Source organism: Rhizobium sp. BK008 (genome assembly GCF_014197345.1).
GTDB classification, from domain to species: domain Bacteria; phylum Pseudomonadota; class Alphaproteobacteria; order Rhizobiales; family Rhizobiaceae; genus Rhizobium; species Rhizobium anhuiense.
The window spans coordinates 2,315,251-2,336,275 of record NZ_JACIFK010000001.1 but is presented as its reverse complement, the minus strand read 5'-3'; the positions used below and the strand labels follow the sequence as shown (position 1 = coordinate 2,336,275).

The 21,025-nt window shown below is 62.0% G+C and carries 15 protein-coding genes; 5 read left to right on the top strand and 10 right to left on the bottom strand.

The window, feature by feature from the left end:
• Positions 1-4 precede the first annotated feature (4 nt).
• The 3 genes from FHT69_RS11470 to FHT69_RS34535 form a co-directional block, all read right to left on the bottom strand.
• A complete protein-coding gene (locus FHT69_RS11470; protein WP_183905352.1) occupies positions 5-2,314 on the bottom strand; it encodes a PAS domain-containing sensor histidine kinase in 2,310 nt (769 codons plus the stop codon).
• A gap of 192 nt (positions 2,315-2,506) precedes the next feature.
• Positions 2,507-5,155 carry an aminopeptidase N gene (pepN, locus tag FHT69_RS11465; protein ID WP_183905351.1) on the bottom strand — a complete coding sequence of 883 codons (2,649 nt, stop codon included), beginning with the start codon at positions 5,153-5,155 and terminating at the stop codon, positions 2,507-2,509.
• A 188-nt stretch (positions 5,156-5,343) separates the two neighbouring features.
• Positions 5,344-6,450, bottom strand: coding sequence for a methyl-accepting chemotaxis protein (locus FHT69_RS34535; protein WP_183905350.1), 1,107 nt, complete (start codon positions 6,448-6,450; stop codon positions 5,344-5,346).
• A 341-nt stretch (positions 6,451-6,791) separates the two neighbouring features.
• Between FHT69_RS34535 and FHT69_RS11455 the strand changes: the two genes are divergently transcribed.
• Both FHT69_RS11455 and FHT69_RS11450 read left to right on the top strand, forming a co-directional pair.
• A complete protein-coding gene (locus tag FHT69_RS11455; RefSeq protein WP_097545380.1) occupies positions 6,792-7,730 on the top strand; it encodes a DMT family transporter in 939 nt (312 codons plus the stop codon).
• Positions 7,731-7,975: 245 nt separating this feature from the next.
• Positions 7,976-8,848: a hypothetical protein gene (locus tag FHT69_RS11450; RefSeq protein WP_183905349.1), complete on the top strand. Its 873-nt coding sequence runs from the start codon at positions 7,976-7,978 to the stop codon at positions 8,846-8,848.
• On the opposite strand, the gene FHT69_RS11445 is transcribed toward FHT69_RS11450, so the two are convergent.
• From FHT69_RS11445 to FHT69_RS11420, 6 genes are all read right to left on the bottom strand, one after another.
• Positions 8,849-9,007 carry a hypothetical protein gene (locus FHT69_RS11445; RefSeq protein ID WP_179867927.1) on the bottom strand — a complete coding sequence of 53 codons (159 nt, stop codon included), beginning with the start codon at positions 9,005-9,007 and terminating at the stop codon, positions 8,849-8,851.
• 94 nt (positions 9,008-9,101) lie between these two features.
• Positions 9,102-9,293, bottom strand: coding sequence for a hypothetical protein (locus tag FHT69_RS11440; RefSeq protein ID WP_047616129.1), 192 nt, complete (start codon positions 9,291-9,293; stop codon positions 9,102-9,104).
• A 132-nt stretch (positions 9,294-9,425) separates the two neighbouring features.
• Complete coding sequence (locus tag FHT69_RS11435) at positions 9,426-10,316, bottom strand: uracil-DNA glycosylase family protein (RefSeq protein WP_097545377.1); 891 nt, start codon at positions 10,314-10,316, stop codon at positions 9,426-9,428.
• 68 nt (positions 10,317-10,384) lie between these two features.
• Positions 10,385-11,677, bottom strand: coding sequence for an Hsp70 family protein (locus FHT69_RS11430; RefSeq protein ID WP_097631657.1), 1,293 nt, complete (start codon positions 11,675-11,677; stop codon positions 10,385-10,387).
• Between the two features lie 216 nt (positions 11,678-11,893).
• The gene (locus tag FHT69_RS11425) at positions 11,894-15,010 is read right to left on the bottom strand and encodes an efflux RND transporter permease subunit (RefSeq protein ID WP_183905348.1); all 3,117 of its coding nucleotides are present in this window, start codon (positions 15,008-15,010) and stop codon (positions 11,894-11,896) included.
• The gene (locus FHT69_RS11420) at positions 15,007-16,308 is read right to left on the bottom strand and encodes an efflux RND transporter periplasmic adaptor subunit (RefSeq protein WP_183905347.1); all 1,302 of its coding nucleotides are present in this window, start codon (positions 16,306-16,308) and stop codon (positions 15,007-15,009) included. The genes FHT69_RS11425 and FHT69_RS11420 overlap by 4 nt, the downstream gene beginning before the upstream one ends.
• 296 nt (positions 16,309-16,604) lie before the next feature.
• On the opposite strand from FHT69_RS11420, the gene FHT69_RS11415 reads away from it, so the two are divergent.
• Complete coding sequence (locus FHT69_RS11415) at positions 16,605-17,483, top strand: phosphotransferase family protein (RefSeq protein ID WP_183905346.1); 879 nt, start codon at positions 16,605-16,607, stop codon at positions 17,481-17,483.
• 10 nt (positions 17,484-17,493) lie between these two features.
• Here FHT69_RS11415 and FHT69_RS11410 read toward each other — a convergent pair whose 3' ends face one another.
• Positions 17,494-18,282, bottom strand: a complete 789-nt coding sequence (locus tag FHT69_RS11410; RefSeq protein WP_183905345.1) for an SDR family oxidoreductase — start codon at positions 18,280-18,282, stop codon at positions 17,494-17,496.
• 251 nt (positions 18,283-18,533) lie between these two features.
• Here FHT69_RS11410 and FHT69_RS11405 point away from each other — a divergent pair, with 251 nt between their 5' ends.
• Both FHT69_RS11405 and FHT69_RS11400 read left to right on the top strand, forming a co-directional pair.
• Positions 18,534-20,198 carry an electron transfer flavoprotein-ubiquinone oxidoreductase gene (locus FHT69_RS11405; protein ID WP_183905344.1) on the top strand — a complete coding sequence of 555 codons (1,665 nt, stop codon included), beginning with the start codon at positions 18,534-18,536 and terminating at the stop codon, positions 20,196-20,198.
• Positions 20,199-20,334: 136 nt separating this feature from the next.
• Entirely contained in the window at positions 20,335-20,949 is a 615-nt protein-coding gene (locus FHT69_RS11400; RefSeq protein WP_047616146.1) for a L,D-transpeptidase, read from the top strand.
• The last annotated feature ends 76 nt before the right edge of the window (positions 20,950-21,025 follow it).

Genomic DNA, 21,025 nt, shown 5'->3' with positions numbered 1-21,025 from the left:
GCCTTTAAATATCGTCGGGGATGCGCAGCGAGATCACGGTGCCCACAGCTTCGCGTGAGCGGATTTTCATGCGGCCGCCATGCAGCGAGGTCAGCGAGCGGGAGATGGCGAGCCCGAGGCCGGAGCCGCCCTTGCTCTTGGCATACTGGCTCTGCACCTGTTCGAAGGGCTGGCCGATTTTTGCCAGCGCCGAGCGGGGAATGCCGATGCCGGTGTCGGCGATGGTGACGAGGACGGCGCCGTCGACGCGGCGGGTGCGCACCGCGACGCGGCCGCCATTGTCGGTGAACTTCACCGCATTGGAGAGCAGGTTGAGCAGCACCTGTTTCATCGCCCGGCGGTCGGCCATCAGCGTCAGGCCGGAACAGATGCGTTGTTCGATGACGATGTTCTTTTCTGCCGCGGGCATGGCGGTGAAGCGCAGGCTTTCCTCGATCAGCGGCACGAGGTCGATGCGCTCGCGGTGCAGCCGGAGGTGGCCGGCCTCGATCTTCGACATGTCGAGAATGTCGTTGATGACGTTGAGCAGATGTTTGCCGCTGTCATGGATATCGCGGGCATATTCGTCGTATTTCAGCGAGCCGAGCGGCCCGAACATCTGGTTCTGCAGGATTTCCGAGAAGCCGAGGATGGCGTTGAGCGGCGTGCGCAGCTCATGCGACATATTGGCGAGGAATTCCGATTTCGCCTGGTTGGCAGCCTCGGCGCGTTCCTTCTCCGCCTGATAGTTGGCGTTGGCCGTCGAAAGCTCGGATTTCTGGATCTCCAGCGTCTGGCGCGAGGCCGAGAGATCGCCGATCGTCGCCATCAGCCGGCGTTCGGATTCGCGCAGCCGCTCCTGATGGCGCTTCATCAGCGTGATGTCGGTTCCGACCGAGACCCTGCCGCCATCGCGGGTGCGCCGCTCGTTGATCTGCAGCCAGCGCTCGTCGGCAAGCTGCACTTCCGTTGTGCGCGAATAGCCCGAACCGTCGGCATCGGCGATCCGCCGCTCGATGACGGGACGGGCGGCGGCGGCATTGACCACCGAGCGCTCGGTGCCGGGCACCAGCACACTGTCCGGCAAGCCATAGGCCTGCTGGAAATGCGTGTTGCACATGACGAGGCGATCGTTCTTGTCCCAGAGCACGAAGGCTTCCGAGGTGCATTCGATGGCGTCGGCCAGGCGCTGGTCGGCTTCTGCGTAGCGCTGGGCGAGCCGATGCTGTTCGGTCACGTCCATGGCGATGCCGATCAGGTGCATGCGGCCGGAATTGCTGCGGATCACCTGGGCGCGGGCGCGCATCCAGACATAATGGCCGCCGGCGTGGCGCATGCGGAAGATCTGATCGACCTGGCCGGAATCACCCTTGGCGATGGCGCGGGCGATCTCGTAGAGCCCGCCGTCATCGGGATGCATCAGCCGCGCGGCTTCGCCGAAGCCCATCGTCTTGTCGGAACCCGGCAGGCCGAGCATGTCGTACATCGACCGCGACCAGAAGAATTCGCGATTCTCGAAATCGAAATCCCAGAGGCCGCAGCGACCGCGCGACAGCGCCGTCTCGACGCGCAGGTTCGATTCCAGGAAGATGTCGTCGGCATCGCGGGCGCGCTTCACCTGGGTGTAATAGGCGTAGAGGATGACCAGCAGGATCGAGGAGATGCCGGCAAACAGCGTGACGTTGAGCGCCAGTTGCTCGCGCCAGAGCCGTCCGATCTCGTCGAGCGAAGTGGCGGCGACGATATAACCGCCGGCATTGCCCATCAGCGTGATCTCGGCATAATGCGGCACGCCGCCGATCGTCGTTTCGATGACGCCGGCGCGATCGCCGAAACGCCGGATCGCCGAGACCTCGGGGAAGAAATCGCCGACATTGCTGCCCACATGCGAAAGCCCGCCGGTGGTCGCGGCAAAAACCTTGCCGCTTGCCTGGACGAGCAGCACGAAGGCGCCGTTGTCCAGCCGGTCCTGCGGCAGGAATTTGGCAAGCCGGGCCTGCGCTTGGCCGACGTCGCCGCTATCGAAGATGTCGGCTGCATCGGCAAACACGGCAGAGGCGGTTGCCGCCGAAAGGGCCGTGGCATGGCGGGCCGAGGACTCCAGCCGTCCATATTCGCTCATCATACCGAAGAAATGCGAGGCGGCGACGACGGAGAGGAAAGCGACGATCAGCGCCGGAATGGCCCGCTTCAGCACGAGCTCGGCTTTCGGCAGATGCCGAAGCAGCGGTTCCGATGTCGGGCGGCCTGAAAGGCTGTCTCGCCAGGCTTTCAGCCCGTCAAAATCGACACGCAGCCGTCCTTCGGCCACGGTTGCCCGTCGCACGTCCATCATCTCTTCGCCTTGTCCCTCGTGTGATTCGCGCGCCGCTCGCTCGAACCTGACTTAGAGAATCATGGGTGATTCGCCTTGTCCAGAGGCAAAGGTAAAAATCCGTTAACTATTTATAATTTTGTGCTTTTCAGACGATTCGAACCGATCGGCGACCGGCCGCCGAGTTTTCGTCGGCGGCCAGTCGAATCAAAACTACCCTTTAAGCGTGCGCTCGACGATATCGCGCACGTCGGTCGAAAGATCGGCCGACTGCTCGATCTCGGTCAGCGCCGAGCGGGCGTGATCGGCCCGCACCGGTTCCAGCGAGCGCCAGGAGCGCATCGAAGTGAGAATGCGGGCGGCAAGCTGGGGGTTGCGCTCGTCGATATCGAGAATCTGGCCGGCGAGGAAGCGATAGCCTTCGCCGTCGGCGCGGCCGAAACCGGTCGGATTGGTAAAGGCGAAGGTGCCGACCAGCGAACGCACCCGGTTCGGATTGGTCCGCTTGAACAGCGGGTCGTCCATCAGGGCGAGGACCCGCTCCAGGGTTTTTGCGCCAGGAATGCCGGCCTGGATCGCGAACCATTTGTCGATGACCAGGGCATTGTCCGCGAAGCGGTCGCGGAAAGTTGCCAGCGCCTCGCTGGTCTCCGCGCTGTCAGGGAAACGATGGGCGAGGATCGTCAGCGCATGGCTGAGATCGGTCATGTTGTTGGCCGCATCGAAGGCGGCCTTGGCGCGGGCCGGAGTCTGTTCGGCATGCGAGAGGTAGGTGAGGGCGGTATTGCGCAGCGCCCGCAGGCCGGCGCTTTTCGCATCCGGGCTGAAATCGCCTGACGTCGTCATCGCCGCGTAAAGGCCGGCAAAGACGTCCTTTCCGGCATCGGCGATCTGGTTCAGGATCGCCTGCCGGCCGGCATGGATGGCATCGGGATCGTTGTTGCCGCCGAGTTCGCGGGCGATATCGGATTCGCTCGGCAGAGCCAGCGCCTGGGCGCGGAAGGCAGGTTCGAGGCTCTCGTCGGCCGCTGCCGCAATCAGCGCCTCGACGAAAGTCGCCTCGCAGACGACTGGCTTGCCCTCGCGGGCGTCGCGTGCCGCTTTCAGGAGGTTCGGCAGCGCCAGATCGGTCAGCGCCTGCCAGCGAGCGAAATGATCGGTCTCATGGCGGGCGAGACGGGCGAGGTCGGCCGGGCTCTGATCGAAATGCAGGTTGATCGGCGCCGAGAAGCTGCGGTTGATCGAAACGACCGGCCGCGAGCCAACACCATGGAATACCGCCGTCTGGGTGCGGCCGGTGAGATGCAGCACCTCGCCGGCATATTCCGCACCGTCGACCGCGGTCGGTTCGATCTTGCCGCCGTTTTCGCCAAACAGCGCCAGGCTGAGCGGAATATGCATCGGCTCCTTGCTCGGCTGGCCGGGCGTTGCCGGGATCATCTGTTCGAGCGACAGGGAGAAGCTGCCGGCTGCCGCATCATAGCTGCCCGATGCGGTGACGAGCGGCGTGCCGGCCTGATGGTACCAGAGCGAGAATTGCGTGAGGTCGCGCCCGCTCGCATCCTCGAAGCATTTGACGAAATCCTCGATCGTCACCGCCTGGCCGTCATGGCGGTCGAAGTAGAGATCCATTCCCTTCTTGAAGCCGTCCTTGCCGAGCAAAGTCGCGATCATGCGCGTGACTTCGCTGCCCTTTTCATAGACGGTCGTCGTGTAGAAATTGTTGATCTCGCGATATTTCGTCGGCCGCACCGGATGAGCGAGCGGGCCGCTATCTTCCGGGAACTGCTCCGATTTCAGATGGCGCACTTCGGCAATGCGCTTGACCGGGCGCGAGCGCTGGTCGGACGAGAATTCGTGGTCGCGATAGACCGTCAGCCCTTCCTTGAGGCACAGCTGGAACCAGTCGCGGCAGGTGATGCGGTTGCCGGTCCAGTTGTGGAAATATTCATGTGCGATGATCGCCTCGATATTGGCATAGTCGGCATCGGTCGCGGTCTCGGGATCGGCGAGCACGTATTTGGCGTTGAAGACGTTGAGGCCCTTGTTCTCCATTGCCCCCATGTTGAAGTCGGAGACGGCGACGATCATGAAGATGTCGAGGTCGTATTCACGTCCGAACCGCTCTTCATCCCACTTCATCGAGCGTTTCAGCGCGTCCATGGCATAGGCCGCGCGCGGCTCCTTGCCGTGCTCGACATAGATCTTCAGCACCACCCCGCGGCCGGACATGGTGGTGAACGTGTCTTCGACGACGCCGAGATCGCCGGCGACGAGGGCGAAGAGATAGCTCGGCTTCGGATGCGGGTCGAACCAGGCGGCGAAATGTTTGCCGGGGCCGTAGCCGGCGCCGCCGAGGAAGTTGCCGTTCGACAGCAGCAGGGGGTTGGCGTCCTTGTCGGCGATGATGTTGACGGTGAACGGCGCCAGCACGTCGGGCCGGTCGGGGAAATAGGTGATGCGGCGGAAACCCTCCGCCTCGCATTGCGTGCAGTAGATGCCGCCGGTGCGGTAAAGGCCCATCAGCTGGGTATTGGCTTCAGGGTTGATGATCGTGGTGATCGTCAGTTCGAAGGGCGCGCTCTCCGGCAGGTCGCGCACCGTCAGGCTTTCCGGTGTTGCGTCGTAGCGCGAAGGCTCCAGCTCCACCTGGTCGAACAGCAGTCCCGACAGAGCCAGCTCATCGCCGTCGAGGACGATCGGCGCTTTGAGATCGGCGCCCGGACGACGATGAAAGATCAGTCGCGCCTCGACCTTTGTCTCCGTCGGGTCGAGCTCGAAAGTGAGGTCCACGCGTTCCAGCACGAAGTCGGTGGGACGGTAATCTGCCAGATGAATGACCTGGCCGGTATCTGTTCGCATGGTGTTTCCTGAAGACCGTTATTAGACAACCGCGGAATACAGAGGCGGGCGCACTCTGCCATAAATTTTGCCGGGCATGATTACATTAAAGTCTGAACTAAAGTTAAAGCAAATTGCCCGCGAACGCGAAGTTCGCGGGCAAAATACCTTGTTGGGGCTGATGAACGTGGTCGCCAGGGGGAGGGACTCTACTTAAGATTGAGCGCAGCCTTGATTGTCGCGTCGTTTTCGGTCTGCTGCACGACGACGCCGTACCAGCCGAGCCCGTCATAATCCTCATAGCCGAGCGTACGCGCGAAGGCGACGATCGAACCGTTATTATCGTAGTAGCTGCCTTTTGACTGGCCGGACGGGTTGGCGAGCACGAAATGGGAAAACAGCAAGGCAGGATTGGTGGTGGCGATGACCCGGCTCTTGCCGTCGAGCAGCATGACCGTCGTTCTTTCCGCCAACTGCGGCGGCAGGTTCGCCTCTTTCTCGACGATCGCCTGGCCCTGGTTCTGCCAGTCGAAATAGACGCCGAGCGTGCCGATCAGCCGTCCGTCGAGCTTGCCCTCTTCGCGGATACCTGTGGCATAGACGAGCGCATGCCTGTTGTCGTGCAGCGGGCTCGCTTTGACCTCGTCGACAATGTAGGCGTCGCCGGAAGCGCAGCCCGATGCGGCGCGGAACCACGGATCGCTGGCCAGGCTCGTGCCGGCGATCTTGCGCTGGAACTTGGGATTGGCCGACGCGATCACCTTGCCCGAGAGATCGGTCATGACGAGATCGAGATAGACGGTGTAGAAGCGGTTGATGGCGCCGAGACGCTCCGCCGCAAAGGCGACGGTTTCCCGGTCCGGGTTGTGCAGCGCCTGCCAGAGCGCCGGGTCCGTCGCCCACCAGCGCACATCGGCCGTGCGCTCGAAGAGATTGCGGACGATGAGCTGCACCAGCGTCTGCGCCAGATCGGTGAGGCGAACGCCCTCCATCTCCTCGACCAGCGAATCCGCCATGGCGCGGCTGAGGCCGATGCGGCCGAGCACGTTGCTCTCGAACCGGCCGGTAATGTCGGTTGCGATCTGCGCCAGCCGCTGCACTTCGTTGGCAACGACGGCAAAGCCCTTTCCGGTCTCGCCGGCGCGTGCCGCCTCGATCAACGCATTGATCGCCAGCAGCTTGATCTGCTTGACGATATGCGTGTTGTCGGCGCTGAAGCGCTCGAGGTCGGTGCTGATGCCGTCGGTGACGACGCGCATCGAGCGCGGAGTCGCATTCTGCGACTGGGCAATGGTTTCGGCGCTAAGCGGCTTCATTAAAATGATCCTGGCAGGAACGGGCAATTGTTTGTGGCGAAGAAAATTTCGGGATAAGCCACAAACGATGCTTGCCTATGGTTTTCAATTGGTTAACGCCGAGCGGTCAGCGGTGAACATTTTAGGGTGAAACGGCTCAAGACAGAAAGATTTAAGGGCGGTGGCGCGGTTGAGGCACGGTTGCGCCTGTGGCCGAACGCGATTTTATGATTCTCATGCGTGGCTTGCGGTTTTTTCGCCCATCGGGATTTTCTTTCGCTACGATGGAAGATGTCATCCATTGCGTTCCCGAGTCGAACGCGTCTCCCCATTCCGCTTAAGTCGATATAAGAGCCAGGATCATGCACTCGGTTCTCAGAAACCCGATGAGAGGCATTGCGCTGAAAGTCTCGTCGGTCGTGGTCTTCCTGGCCATGCAGACCTTCATCAAGCTGGCCGGCTCAGACATCCCGCCGGGTCAGGTCACCTTCTGCAGGTCCTTCTTCGCGCTCTTTCCGATCATGGCCTATCTCGCCTATATCGGACAGTTGCGCGCCGCCTTCTACACGTCCAATCCGATCGGTCACCTCAAGCGCGGCACGATCGGCATCATGTCGATGGCTTTCGGTTTCTATGGCCTGCTGCATCTGCCGCTGCCGGAGGCGATTGCGCTCGGCTACGCCCTGCCGCTCGTCGCCGTCGTCTTCGCTGCGGTTTTTCTCGGCGAGACCGTGCGTATCTATCGCTGGAGTGCCGTCCTGGTCGGCATCGTCGGCGTCGCCATCATCTCCTGGCCGAAACTCACACTGTTTCGCAACGGCGGCATGGAAGCGGAACAGGCCGTCGGCGCGCTCTGCGTGCTGCTCTCGGCCGTTCTCGGCGGCATGGCGATGATCCAGGTGCGCCGCCTCGTCGAGGAGGAGAAGACGGCAACGATCGTGCTGTATTTCTCGATCACCGCATCGGTCTTCTCGCTGGCTTCTCTTCCCTTCGGCTGGCTCCTCCTGCCGTGGCCCTCGGCGCTCTACCTGATCGCCGCCGGCTTTTGCGGCGGTGTCGCGCAGATCCTGCTGACGGAAAGTTACCGCCATGCCGACGTCTCCACCATCGCGCCGTTCGAATATACCTCGATCCTGCTCGGCGGCATCGTCGCCTATTTCGTCTTCGGCGATGTGCCGAGTGTGACCATGCTGATCGGCACCGCGATCGTCATCGGCGCCGGCATCTTCATCATCTATCGCGAGCATCAGCTCGGCATCGAACAGAGAGAGGCGCGCAAGGCCTCGACGCCGCAAGCCTGACACCTGCAAGCGCATGATATCGAAGGTTTTAACGCGGGGATTGTCCACGCTTGATGCTTGCTCTCAAAGCATGAAAAGAATGGTGAATTCTTGGGATACCACCGGCCTGCGGAATGTGATTGTTGAAGATGAGAGAGTATCATTTATTCCAAGCTGTGCATGTTTGAATGGCCGCTGATGCCGGAGGAGCTCTCGGTGTCGTTGCTCCGAACGCTGGCCTGCGAGCGGAGGTGGAGAAAAGCATAATGACATTCACAGCGGCGCAATTGGCGGGGAACCCTTCCTTTCTGATGAGCATCCGCTTTTTGGCTGGGCAGATGCGCGGCATGTTCGATGCCGGTCCGCGGTTGGCGCGACTGCTCGCCTCGCATCAGCGCTGGCTTCTGACCCAGACGGCCTATGCCCTCAACCTGGAATATGATCCGCGCGACCCGACGTCGGGTTTCACCGCCGTCCGGCTGACAGCACGCATCACCGGGCACAAGGTGGCAAGCCGCAACACCGTGCTGGCCTTCATCGAAGAGCTCTTTACCTACCGCTTCATTGTCCACACGCCCGGCGACGAGCGGCGGCGGCCTCGTCATTTCGAGCCGGCCGATGTCAGCCATCAGGCGATGTTTGCCTGGATTCTCGGCAATCTCGCTGCGCTCGACCTGCTCGACGGTGGTCAAAGGGCGGTCTTTTTCCAGGCAAACCCATCCTTGATGCGGCTCGTTCAGCCGCGCATCGCCCGCCATTGCCTGGAAGATGCCGCCTGGCGCGAGCCGCCGGAGCAGGTGGCACTGTTCCTTTGGACGGAAGCCGGCGGCCTCGTCGTCGACAACTTCATCGCCCGGATGGATATAGAAAGCCGCGAGCCGGACAGGTTTTCGGTCGGCCGCGTCGAAACCCGGGCGCTCGCTGCCGATTTCATGATGTCGCGCACCCATCTGCAGCGTGTGCTGGCAAAGGCGGCGCAGCGCGGTTGCGTCGGTTGGTATGACGAGCCGCGCAAGACGCACCTTTGGATATCGCGGGATTTCGTCGAGGAATATTGCGCCTGGCAGTCGGTCAAGTTCGCCTATGTCGACGAAGCTTTCGAATGGGCGAAAGCCCAGATCGAGGATATGGCCGGCTGATCAGAGAACGATCGCCGCAGCGCCTGCGCCAATACGCTCGCCGCCATCAGCCGGATTGACGGAAAGCTCCCGCTCATATTCCCGCGCGGCGCAGACGGCGACGCGGATATGCTCGAAGGTTTCGATGTTGCGCAAAAGCGATATCAGGATTGTCGACATTGGCGTTACTCTTGATACGAAAGGGCAGCAATTCAACGTGCGACAGCGTCCTTTGCGCGTCCGAAGACGCGCAGCGGCTGTCGGCGGCTGCCGCTCAATATTGCTGGAAGTCCGAGAAAATCGCGTCGGGGCGCGCCGTGCGGCTGTTGATGCCGGTGCCGCGGGCAATCATCTGTTCGTTCGTGGCAAAGCCGTAACGGCTGTAGCCCTGAGTGGAGCGAACATGGTCGCCGGCGAGGCGAAGGGTTTCAAACCCGCAATGGATAGGACGAAAACGCTTGTTCATGGCCTTGGTTCCTGTGATTCCTCCCAAGACACATCTTCATATTGCGATGCAGCATTGATTTCGCAATGCGTCACGGCGGGATGCAGCCATGCGAAGGGTGCATGGCTTGATTCATAAAATATTCAACATTGGCTAATTTCTAAGCAAAGAGAGGGACTTAAGCTTTGCTTGAAAGGCGAGCAGGTCGTTCCAGGCCAGCCGCTTGTTGACAGGTGCGGTTAATAGATCCTGCGGATGCAGGCTGGCTATGGCAGGAATGACACAGTCCGCAACCGCAATCTCCTTCCAACGGCCGCGCAGGCCGTGAATCGTGTCGTTTTCGCCGAAGAAGAAACGCGCCGAAAAATTGCCGAGCAGCAGGATCGCCTTGGGTTCGGCAAGCGCGATCTGCCGTTCGATGAACGGGCGGCATATGTCCATTTCCGCCGCCGACGGCGCACGATTGCCAGGTGGCCGCCAGGGGATGACCTGCGTCAGCAGAACGGTCGAGCGCGTCAGCCCGATCGCCGCCAGCATCTTGTCGAACAGCTGGCCGGATTTTCCCGAGAAAGGCGCACCTTCGCGATCGTCTTCGGCGCTCGGCGCCGAGCCGATCACCATGATCCCGCTTTCGACATCGCCGCTGGCAAAAATCGTCGAGCGGGCGCTGTGCTTGAGATTGCAGCCGTTGAAGGCTTCGATCGCGGTCTTGAGCTCCGCGAGCGATCGCGCAGTTTCGGCGACGAAACGCGCCTGCTGCACCGCCTCGCCATCCGGAATGGCAGGCTGCGGGCCGGACGCTGCGCGTTCGGCAGGCGCCGGGCGCGCCGCTGCATTCGGACGCGGCGGTGTCTGGCGTTCGCCGGCGGGCGGCTGTTGCTGCTGCGCCTGTGTCGCCGCCGGGCGGCGGGCGGCCTTCATCGCCTCGAACTCGGCGAAGCGGTCGATCGCCTCTTCTTCCAGCAGCCATTCCACGCCGGCATCCGCATGGAAATGCAGAAGTGCCGCAAGCTCGGCGGGGGAAAGGTCGTTGGCGGAGATCATGCGACAGGTTTAGCGGAGAGACAGTGGCATTGAAAGGGCAGGCGACGGATTGCAGGCCGTTGTCAGCGCTATTGCACAGTCCATTGCCCGATGTCGTCGCGTTCGCCGATCAGCGCCAGGCCATGGGCGATCGACAACAGCTCGCCGCCGCTTTCGATCCGGTCGCGCTCGAAGCGTTCGGTGAAGATGCGGCGCACCGCCGGTACGAAGGAGGTGCCGCCGGTCAGGAACACCTTGTCGATCTCCGAGGGCTTCGTCTCGGTCTTCTCGAGCACGTCGTCGAGTGCACCTTCGATGCGGGCGAGATCCTCGGCGATCCAGCCTTCGAAGTCGCTGCGCTTGATGCTGCGACGCCCGCCGCGACCGAGCGGTGCGAAATCGAAAGGCGCCTCTTCCGAGGCCGAGAGCGCCATCTTCGTCGCCGACACCGCCTGATAGAGCGGGTAACCCTCGTCATGGTCGATGAGGTCGATGAAGATTTCGAGCTTTTCCGGTTCCAGGCTGGTGCGCACCAGCTTCTTCAGATCCTCGAATTCGCGCGTGGTCTTGAAGATCGACAGCTGGTTCCAGCGGCCGAAGCTGGAATAGTAGTTGGACGGCACTTCGAGAATCTTGTCGAAGCTCTTGAAATGGCTGCCCTTGCCGATCAGCGGCGCGACGATGTTGTCGATCATCCTGTAGTCGAAATGGTCGCCGGCGACGCCGACGCCGGAATGGCCGATCGGCGTTGCCGTCAGCCTGCCGGCAACGGTCTCGAAGCGGATCAGCGAATAGTCGGTCGTACCGCCGCCGAAATCGGCGACCAGCACGGTGGCATCCTGCTTCAGGTTCTGCGCGAAGTAGAAGGCGGCGGCGACCGGCTCATAGACATAGTGGATTTCGGGAAAGCCGAAGCGCGACAGCGCCTCATTGTAGCGCTCGGTCGCCAGCGCCGGATCGGGGCTGGCGCCGGCAAAATGCACCGGCCGGCCGGTGACGATGCGGCTGACGTCAGAGGGCCAGTTGTCGCCGGCATAGTTGCGCAGGCGCCTGACAAAGACCTCCATCAGATCTTCGAAATTATGCCGCTTGGCGAAGATCAGCGTGCCCTGGAACAGGGCGCTCGCCGCAAAGGTCTTGATCGATTGCAGGAAGCGGCATTCGCCGGGATTGTCGATGAATTGGCGGATCGCCGCATGGCCTGCCTCCACCTTCAGTGCCGAGGCGCCGAGCTGCGCATCCTTCATGAAGGACAGCGCCGTGCGCATGCTGTCGGCCGTGCCCGCCGTGCTCGTGAACGCCATCGAGCGCGTCGCCCCGCCATCCGCCAGGGCGAGAACCGTATTCGTCGTGCCGAAGTCGAAACCCAGCGCCTGAGCCATGCCCGCACCTCTTCATGCCGATTGTTGTTGGAGACGGAGCTTTGCTCCGCAAGGGCGAACGAACGCCCGGATCAAGGAGGGCGGGTGATGCCACAGAGGCGTGACACATTCAAGAGGAGTGGAAGTTGATGTGATCGCGGCGCACTTCCTCTCCCGGTTGGAAGAAGAAGTGCGCCGCAAGGGCTGATCGGCAATGCCGAACTCAGAGGGCCGTCATCACTCGGCAGCCATCGCCCTTACCTCCTGCACCTTCGGCTCCTCGACCTTCTTCTGGCCCATCAGCCGGCCGAGGTAGTTTCCGAAGCGGTCCATCTCGACGAAGATGACGGGGGTGATGAACAGGGTCAGCATCTGCGAGACAACAAGGCCGCCGACGACGGCGATGCCGAGAGGCTGGCGCAGCTCCGAGCTTGCGCCGGTGCCGAGCGCGATCGGCAGGGCGCCGAGCAGGGCGCAGAAGGTGGTCATCATGATCGGTCGGAAGCGTCGCACGCAGGCCTCGTGGATCGCCGCTGTCGCCTTTTCTCCGGTCGTGCGCATGGTCTCCACCGCCACGTCGATCATCATGATCGCGTTCTTCTTGACGATGCCGATCAGCATCAACAGGCCGATAAGGGCGATGATCGACAGGTCGAAGCCCATGATCTTCAGAGCCAGCAGCGCACCGAAGGCCGCGGCCGGCAGGCCGGAGAGGATGGTGAGCGGATGGATGAAGCTTTCATAGAGCACGCCGAGCACGACATAGATTGTCAGAATGGCCGCCAGGATCAGATAGGGCGTATTGCCCTGCGACTGCTCGAAGATCTCAGCCGTGCCGCCATAGGAGGTGAAGACGTCGGCCGGCGTGGCGATGTCCTTCTTGATCTGATCGATCGCCGCCGTCGCATCGCTGAGCGAGACGCCTTCCGGCAGGTTGAAGGAAACGGTGGTCGAGACCAACTGGCCCGTCTGGTTGATGGTGACCGGGCCGGTGGTGCGCTGGACATGCGCGAAGTTCGAAAGCGGCACCAAGCTGCCATTGGACGAGGCGACACGGATCTCCGAGAGCTTCTGGTCGTCCCAGGGTTTGCTGGTGTCGTATTCGACGATCACGTCGTAGCTGTCGCCGGTCGACTGGATTTCCGCCGCTGAATAGCCGCTGAAGGATTCCTGCAGCGTCGTGCGCAGCGTGTCGTTGTCGATACCGTAGGCTGCTGCCCGCTCGGTATCGATGACGATATTGGCCTGCAGCGCGTTGTTCTGGGCGTCCGACGTCACGTCGGTGAACAGCCGGTCCTTGCGCATCGCCGCCTGGATCTTGCCGGCCCAGAGGTTGGTCTGATCGGCACTCAGCGCCTGCACCACCAGCTGATACTGGCTGGCGGTCTGGCGGCCGCCGAAGCGCAGGCTCTGGTTCGGCGTCACGAAGGCCTGCAGGCCAGGGATCTTGTTGATCGCCGTGCGCAGTTCGCGCAGCGTCTGGTCAAGCGGCGGGCGCTCTTTCTTGTCCTTGAGTTCGACGAACATCGAGCCGTTGTTCTGCGGTTTGTTCGGGTTGCCGCCGATCGTCGACATCACGTGGTTGACCGCCGGGTTGGCCTTGACGGCCGCTGCCGCCTGCTGCTGCAGCGCCTCCATTGCGGAATAGGAAATATCCTGGCGGGCCTGCGTGCTGATCGTCAGGCGGCCGATATCTTCCTGCGGAAAGAAGCTCGTCGGCAGCGTCATGAAGAAATAGACCGTCAGCGCCACCGAGCCGAGGAAAATCCCGAGGATGGTCAGGCGATGTCGAAGGCACCAGCCGACCGCCCGGTCATAGCCGTTGAGCGTCCGCTCGAAGCCGGCATCGAAGATGCGGATGAGCAGCGGCGGGCGGCTATGATTGTTGGAGAGACGCGAGCCGAGCATGGGTGTCACGGTCAGCGAGACGATGGCCGACGAGATGATGGCGATGGCGACCACCATGCCGAATTCGTTGAACACGCGGCCGACGACGCCGCCCATCAGCAGGATCGGGATGAAGACGGCGATGAGCGAAACCGACATGGAAATGATGGTGTAGCTGACTTCGCCCGCCCCCTTGATCGCCGCTTCCCGCACCGGCATGCCTTCCTCGACATGGCGCAGAATGTTCTCGAGCATGACGATCGCGTCGTCCACCACCAGCCCCACCGCGAGCGTCAACCCCAGGAGCGAAATGTTGTCGATGCTGTAGCCGAGCACATACATCATGCCGAAGGTCGAGATCAGCGACAGCGGAACGGCAAGTCCCGGAATGATCGTTGCCGTGGCGTGGCCGGTGAAGAGGTAGATGACGAGAACGACGAGACCGATCGTCAGGAGCAGCGTGAACTTCACGTCGGCAATGGCGGCGCGAATGGGTTTTGCCGCGTCGTTCATGACGACGGTGTTGACCGAAGGCGGAATTTCGGCGTGAAGCTGCGGCAGCTTGGCGTTGATCGCATCGACGACATCGACCGTGTTGGCATCCGGCTGACGCTGGATGGCGAGGATGATGCCGCGCTGGCCATCATACCAGCTGCCGGTATACTGGTTCTCGACGCTGTCCTGCACATCGGCGATGTCGCCAAGGTGGATCGGCGCGCCGTTCGGATTGGCAATGACCAGCGAGCGGAACTGTTCGGCGTTAATGCGCTGCGTATTCGCCGTGATCGTCATGCTCTGCGAATTGTTCTGCAGCGTTCCTACGGGCTGCTGGCTGTTGGCGGCAGCAAGCGCCTTGTTGACGGTGTCGATGCCGATGCCGCGGGTCAAAAGCTTGTTGGGGTCGACTTCGACGCGCACGGCGTAGGTCTGGGCGCCATAGACGCTGACCTGGGCAACGCCGGGAAGCGTGGAAAGCGATGGCGAGATGATGTCCTCGGCGATCTCGTCGAGCTTGCTGCGCGGCATGGTGTTGCTCTGCACCGAGAGCAGCATGACCGGCGCATCGGCCGGGTTCGTCTTGCGATAGCTCGGCGGCGTGGTCAGGTTGTCGGGCAGTTGCCGGGTCGCATGCGAGATTGCCGCCTGCACGTCGGCTGCGGCCGCGTCGATATCACGGTTGAGGTCGAACTGCAGCACGATGCTGGTGCTGCCGAGCGAACTGGAGGCGCTGATTTCGCTGATCCCGGGAATGGTCTCGAACTGCTTGATCAGCGGCGTCGCAACCGACGTCGCCATCGTCTGCGGCGAGGCGCCGCTCAACTGCGCAGAAACGTTGATGGTGGGAAAGTCGACCTGCGGCAGGGCCGCGACCGGCACGAGTTGATAACCGGCAACGCCGGCCAGAATGACGCCGATGGCAAGCAGCGTCGTCGCGACAGGGCGCTGGATACAGAAATTGGGGATCATTGCTGAGCTCCGACCGTGATCGTCTCGGACTGCTGCTGCCGAGGCTCTTCGGCGGAGGCGACATCAAGCGTCTTTTCGTCGAACTGCTCGTTGATCGCCTGCTGGTCGCTCAACTGGCCCTGGCCCTCGACGACGACATGGTCGCCAGCCTGAAGGCCGGACTCGATGGCGGTGAAGCCGCCATTTGCGCGGGCGATGGTGACGGGGGTCAGATGCGATTTGCCGTCCTTGGCGACGAAGGCGAAGAAACCCTCGGGACCGGGGCTGACGGCAACCGTCGGCACCACCACCTGCTGTTCGTCGTTGTTGAAATGCACCACGATGTTGACCGACTGGCCGGGCCAGAGAGCGCCGGAAGCATTCTCGAATTTCGCCTTGGCGAGGATCGTGCCCGATGCCGTGTCGACCGTGTTGTCGTAGAAGCTGATCTCGCCCTTCCTGACCTGGCCCTTGGTGGAACTGGGGGCGGTGCTGACCTCGACCGGACCGGCTGCCAGAGCTTTCTTCAGCTCACGCAGATAGCGTTCCTGCAGGTGGAATTTCACATAGATCGGATCGTATTTCGCGATGGTGACGATTGCCGAGCCGGCATTGAGGAAGGCGCCCTTGCTGATGGCGATATCGCCGAGCCGGCCGTCGAAGGGAGCGCGGATGTCGGTGTTCTCGAGGATGATCTGATCGGAGGCAAGCGAGGCCTTGTCGGCATCGACGGTGGCCGCGGCGGTGTCGCGGGCGGCGACCGCCTGGTCGAGGCTCTGCTGGGTGCCGGCCTTCTGGTTGAAGAGATCCTGCGCGCGCGTCAATGCGGTCTCGGATTCCGACAGGGTGGCCCTGTCGCGCACGATCATCGCATTGTCCTTGTCGACGGCCGCCTTGGCCGTCCGGTCGTCCAGCTTGGCGATCAGGTCGCCGGCTTTGACGGTCGTTCCATCCTGCGCATTGATGCTGACGATCAAGCCCTGTTCCTGTGCGGCGATGGTCGTATTGTCATCGGCATCGGCCCAGCCGGAAGCGGTCACATCCGTCGGCAGCGTCGTTTTCACCGCTGCGACTGTTTTGACGACGGTCGGGCCACCACCGCCGCGTCTGCGCCCACCGCCCTGATGTTGCCCACCGTTCTGCGCTTGATCGGTTTGCGCCTGATCGGCCTGCTGCCCGCCGCCATTGCCGGCTGCCGGCTGCTTAATGAACTGCGAGAGGTAGGGGATGCGGGAGGCATAAGGGATCAGATTCCCGAATTGCCAGACGCCGACGGCGGCAACTGCGATAACGCTGACGGTGATCCAAAATTTCTTCATGGGCGAGACCGGTCTTTGGGCAAGGTTGCGGGGGCAAGGTTGCGAATTTTATGCTCTGATTGAGCCGCTTATATTGCGGCGCAAAAAAGACATAATTCCCGGAGCGCGATCACTAAGTGGTTATAACGGCTTAAATTTTTGTAATGAATATTCCGTAATATTCAAACTATACTAATATAGATCCAGTGTAACCCGATGGCCGATGCGCAGGCGGTTTGCCCGGCGATAATGTCGATCTGCATACCGTCCATCGCGCGGGAAGAACACCGGGAAAAAACCAGAGAAGGCAGGTCGTCATGACTGAGTTGGATGCCAGCGAGTTTCGCTCTCTCATCACAAGCGTGTTTCCTGAACTCACGGCCTCCGTCTTCAAGCTGGCGGCGAAGGGCTGGGATTCGATGGCGGTCGACGTCGATGACACGCTGATCTTCAAGTTTCCCCGCAATCTCGGCGCGGAGAGAGCGCTTCAGAAGGAAGCCGCCTTGCTCGACATCGTTCGTCCGTCGCTGTCGATGGCGGTTCCAGACATGCGCATTCATGACGGGCCGCCGATCTTCTCCAGCCATGCCAAGCTAGACGGCGAGCATCTCATTGCCGAAGATTACGACGCGCTTCGCGAAGGCGATCGTCAGCACCTCGCAGAAGATCTCGCCCGTTTTTACGCCGAGTTGCACGTGCTCGATGCCGATCGGCTGCGCTCGGCCGGTGCCGGCCCCATTCAGCCATGGCTATCGCCGGAGGCGGTGCGAACGAGGGCCTTGCCGCTGCTGCCGCCGGACATCAAGAGCTTTGCCCAGGCCATCATTTCCGATTTCGAAGCCTTGCCGCCCGATCCTTTTGGCAGCATCTACGGCTTCTTCGACGGCCATGGCTGGAACATGGCCTTCGACCATAGGCAAAAGCGGCTGAACGGCATTTATGATTTTGCCGATTCAGGCTTTGGCCCGTTGCACCAGGAATTCATCTATTCGAACTTCATCTCGCCCGATCTGACCGCCCGCATCGTATCGGCATATGAAATGCTGACCGGACGCAGGCTCGACCGGCGGCGCATTGCGATCCTGACGGGTTTCCATCGCCTTTCCGAACTCGCCGAACTGGCGGACGATCCGGCGAACGTCGAACAGATGATCCGAAGTGTGGCGACATGGGCGGCGGCCGCCCGCGTCGGCTGAGAGGCGATGGTCAGACGGACCGTGCCGCGCCGCCGTCGCAGCGGATGAGCGAGCCGGTGATGTAGCTTGCCGGCTGGCTGCACAGGAAGGCAGCCGTTGCGGCAAATTCCTCCACCTTGCCGTAGCGGCCGACCGGAATGCGCGCTTCCTTGTCGGCGCGGATTTCCTCGAGGCTCTTGCCCGTTCGCTTAGCCGCAGCCCCATCGAGATCGTCGAGCCGTGCCGTCAGGATGCTACCCGGCAGGAGCAGGTTGGTGGTGATGCCGAAGCCTGCGACTTCGGAGGCAAGCGTCTTGCTCCAGCCGGCAAGGGCGGGGCGCAGCGTATTCGACAGCGCCAGATTGGCGATCGGTTCGATCACGCCGGATGAGGCAATCGTCAGGATGCGGCCCCAGCCCTGCGCCTTCATGCCGGGCAGCAGCGCGTTGGTGAGCGTGATCACGCGGGCGACCATGGAGAAGAAATAGGTCTCGAGCTTTTCGCCCGTCATCTCCTCCGTCGTGCCCGGCGTCGGTCCGCCGGTATTGTTGACGAGGATATCGAGCCCGCCGAACTTTTCCTTCACCGCCGTCGTCGCCATCTCGACGAAGCGTTCGTCGCCGAGATCGGCCCAGATCCAGTCGGCCCGGCCTTTGCCTTCGCTGTTGATCGCCTTGCAATTGGCTTCCAGCTGTTCGCCGCTGCGCCCGCAGAGCAGCACGTTCGCGCCTTCCCGCGCCAGCGCCACGGCGATGCCGAGGCCGAGGCCGCGCGAGGAGGCGAGGACGAGCGCCCGTTTGCCTGTGATGCCGAGATCCATGATATCCTCCGATATTTTTCCAGCGATGTATAAGGCGCAGGCGGCGGAAAAGGAAAGGGAATGTCGCCGGGTTGGTGGCGTTTGACAATTGACGTTGACGTAAACGTTATATAATTCTGACTGGTGAGGCATATCATTGTGCGAATTGGAAGATTGGCTGTCGTATCCCGGCTCGACAATGCTTTCTCGTTTTGACAAGAAAGTGCCATGACGGGGATGACGGCCGCGTGCGGCCAAGCGGAGACGAGTGAATGACCGAGACGACTGATCTGCCCGAACGCGAGAGCATGGAATTCGACGTTGTGATCGTCGGCGCCGGTCCGGCCGGTCTTGCGGCGGCGATCCGGCTGAAGCAGGTCAATCCGGACCTCTCGGTCGTGGTGCTGGAAAAAGGCTCTGAGGTCGGGGCGCATATCCTGTCTGGCGCCGTCGTTGATCCGATCGGCATCGACCGGCTGCTGCCCGGCTGGCGTGAGGAGGAGGGGCACCCGTTCAAGACCGAGGTCAGCGCCGATCACTTCCTGCTGCTCGGCCCGGCCGGCTCTATTCGCCTGCCGAATGTGCTGATGCCGCCGCTGATGAACAATCATGGCAATTACATCGTCTCGCTCGGCAATGTCTGTCGCTGGCTGGCGACCAAGGCCGAAGAACTCGGCGTCGAGATCTATCCGGGCTTTGCCGCAGCGGAAGTGCTCTACAATGACGAGGGCGCGGTGATCGGCGTTGCCACCGGCGACATGGGTATCGAGAAGAACGGCGAGCCTGGCCCGAATTTCACCCGCGGCATGGAACTGCTCGGCAAATATACCCTGATCGGCGAGGGCGTGCGCGGCTCGCTCGCCAAGCAGTTGATTGCCAAGTTCGATCTCCAGAAGGACCGTGAGCCGCAGAAATTCGGCATCGGCATCAAGGAACTCTGGCAGGTCAAGCCGGAGAACCATCGGCAGGGTCTGGTGCAGCACTCCTTCGGCTGGCCGCTGGGCATGAAGACCGGCGGCGGTTCCTTCCTCTATCACCTCGAGGACAATCTGGTGGCGGTCGGCTTCGTCGTTCACCTGAACTACAAGAACCCCTATCTCTATCCTTTCGAGGAATTCCAGCGCTTCAAGACGCATCCGGCGATCCGCACCACTTTCGAGGGCGGCAAGCGGCTGTCCTATGGGGCGCGCGCCATCACCGAGGGCGGCTACCAGTCGGTGCCGAAGCTCACCTTCCCCGGCGGCGCGCTGATCGGCTGTTCGGCCGGTCTGGTCAACGTGCCGCGCATCAAGGGCAGCCACAATGCGGTGCTGTCGGGCATGCTGGCGGCCGAGAAGCTGGCGGCGGCGATCGAAGCAGGCCGCAGCCATGACGAGGTCGCCGAGATCGAGAACGAATGGCGCAAGGGCGACATCGGCCGCGACCTGAAGCGGGTGAGGAACGTCAAGCCGCTGTGGTCCAAGTTCGGCACCGCCCTTGGCGTGGCGCTCGGCGGCTTCGATATGTGGACCAATACGCTGTTCGGCTTTTCCGTCTTCGGCACGCTGAAACACGGCAAGACCGATGCGCAGTCGCTGGAGCCGGCATCGCAGCACAAGCCGATCGCCTATCCGAAACCGGACGGCGTCCTGACCTTCGACCGGCTGTCCTCGGTGTTCCTGTCGAACACCAATCACGAGGAAGACCAGCCGGTGCATCTCAAGGTCAAGGACATGGGCCTGCAGAAGCGTTCCGAGCACGATATCTATGCCGGCCCGTCGACACGCTACTGTCCGGCCGGCGTCTATGAGTGGGTGGAGAAGGACGGGCAGGACACCTTCGTCATCAACGCCCAGAACTGCGTGCACTGCAAGACCTGCGACATCAAGGACCCCAACCAGAACATCAACTGGGTGCCGCCGCAGGGCGGCGAGGGGCCGGTCTATCCGAATATGTGAGGCGGATTATCCCCGCTGCCGACAATTTTCACGTGCTGACGCCTTCGTGATCGCTTATTGCGGGCCGTCGTTAGTCGTTCGTTAACCATAATTTCCTTAGCTTGCGACATCATGTTGACGCACTAAGGACACATTCATGACGATCTCCCGCCGGGGCTTTCTGATCGCTCTGCCGCTTTTTGTCGCCGGCTGCTCTTCGACCGGCCTGAACAGCCAGACCAATTACGCCGCACTTCCGGAAGAAAAATTTCCGCTGAAGCAGGTGCCGATCGACAAGATCAAGCCGGAGCTCCGCCGCCAGGAAGTGGCCTATGAAACCACACACGCTGCCGGCACAGTGGTGGTCGATACCCCGGCGCGCCGCGCCTACTATGTCCTCGGCGACGGCAGGGCAGTGCGTTATGGGGTGGGCGTCGGCCGCGAGGGGCTGGCCTTTGCCGGCGACGCCTATATCGGCCGCAAGGCCGAGTGGCCGAGCTGGACGCCGACCGAAAACATGCAGCGCCGCGAAGAACGCTATCGCAAGCTTGCCGGCGGTATGCCTGGCGGCCCGAACAACCCGCTCGGTGCGCGGGCGATGTATCTCTACCGCGGCGGCGGCGACACGCATTTCCGCATTCACGGCACCAACCAGCCGCAATCGATCGGTCTTGCCATGTCGAGCGGCTGTATCCGCATGATGAACCACGACGTGATCGACCTCTATAGCCGCGTCGAAGTCGGTGCCAGGGTCGTTGTCATCCAGGCTTGAGCGACTAAAATCTGGTTCATTGAAAAAGCCGCCGCAGCGATCGCTGTCGACGGCTGTTGACGTGTTGGTTCCCGCT

Coding starts and splice junctions, on each gene's coding strand:
- FHT69_RS11470 (WP_183905352.1), bottom strand. CDS start 2,314: ATGATGGACGTGCGACGGGCAACCGTGGCCGAAGGACGGCTGCGTGTC.
- pepN (WP_183905351.1), bottom strand. CDS start 5,155: ATGCGAACAGATACCGGCCAGGTCATTCATCTGGCAGATTACCGTCCC.
- FHT69_RS34535 (WP_183905350.1), bottom strand. CDS start 6,450: ATGAAGCCGCTTAGCGCCGAAACCATTGCCCAGTCGCAGAATGCGACT.
- FHT69_RS11455 (WP_097545380.1), top strand. CDS start 6,792: ATGCACTCGGTTCTCAGAAACCCGATGAGAGGCATTGCGCTGAAAGTC.
- FHT69_RS11450 (WP_183905349.1), top strand. CDS start 7,976: ATGACATTCACAGCGGCGCAATTGGCGGGGAACCCTTCCTTTCTGATG.
- FHT69_RS11445 (WP_179867927.1), bottom strand. CDS start 9,007: ATGTCGACAATCCTGATATCGCTTTTGCGCAACATCGAAACCTTCGAG.
- FHT69_RS11440 (WP_047616129.1), bottom strand. CDS start 9,293: ATGAACAAGCGTTTTCGTCCTATCCATTGCGGGTTTGAAACCCTTCGC.
- FHT69_RS11435 (WP_097545377.1), bottom strand. CDS start 10,316: ATGATCTCCGCCAACGACCTTTCCCCCGCCGAGCTTGCGGCACTTCTG.
- FHT69_RS11430 (WP_097631657.1), bottom strand. CDS start 11,677: ATGGCTCAGGCGCTGGGTTTCGACTTCGGCACGACGAATACGGTTCTC.
- FHT69_RS11425 (WP_183905348.1), bottom strand. CDS start 15,010: ATGATCCCCAATTTCTGTATCCAGCGCCCTGTCGCGACGACGCTGCTT.
- FHT69_RS11420 (WP_183905347.1), bottom strand. CDS start 16,308: ATGAAGAAATTTTGGATCACCGTCAGCGTTATCGCAGTTGCCGCCGTC.
- FHT69_RS11415 (WP_183905346.1), top strand. CDS start 16,605: ATGACTGAGTTGGATGCCAGCGAGTTTCGCTCTCTCATCACAAGCGTG.
- FHT69_RS11410 (WP_183905345.1), bottom strand. CDS start 18,282: ATGGATCTCGGCATCACAGGCAAACGGGCGCTCGTCCTCGCCTCCTCG.
- FHT69_RS11405 (WP_183905344.1), top strand. CDS start 18,534: ATGACCGAGACGACTGATCTGCCCGAACGCGAGAGCATGGAATTCGAC.
- FHT69_RS11400 (WP_047616146.1), top strand. CDS start 20,335: ATGACGATCTCCCGCCGGGGCTTTCTGATCGCTCTGCCGCTTTTTGTC.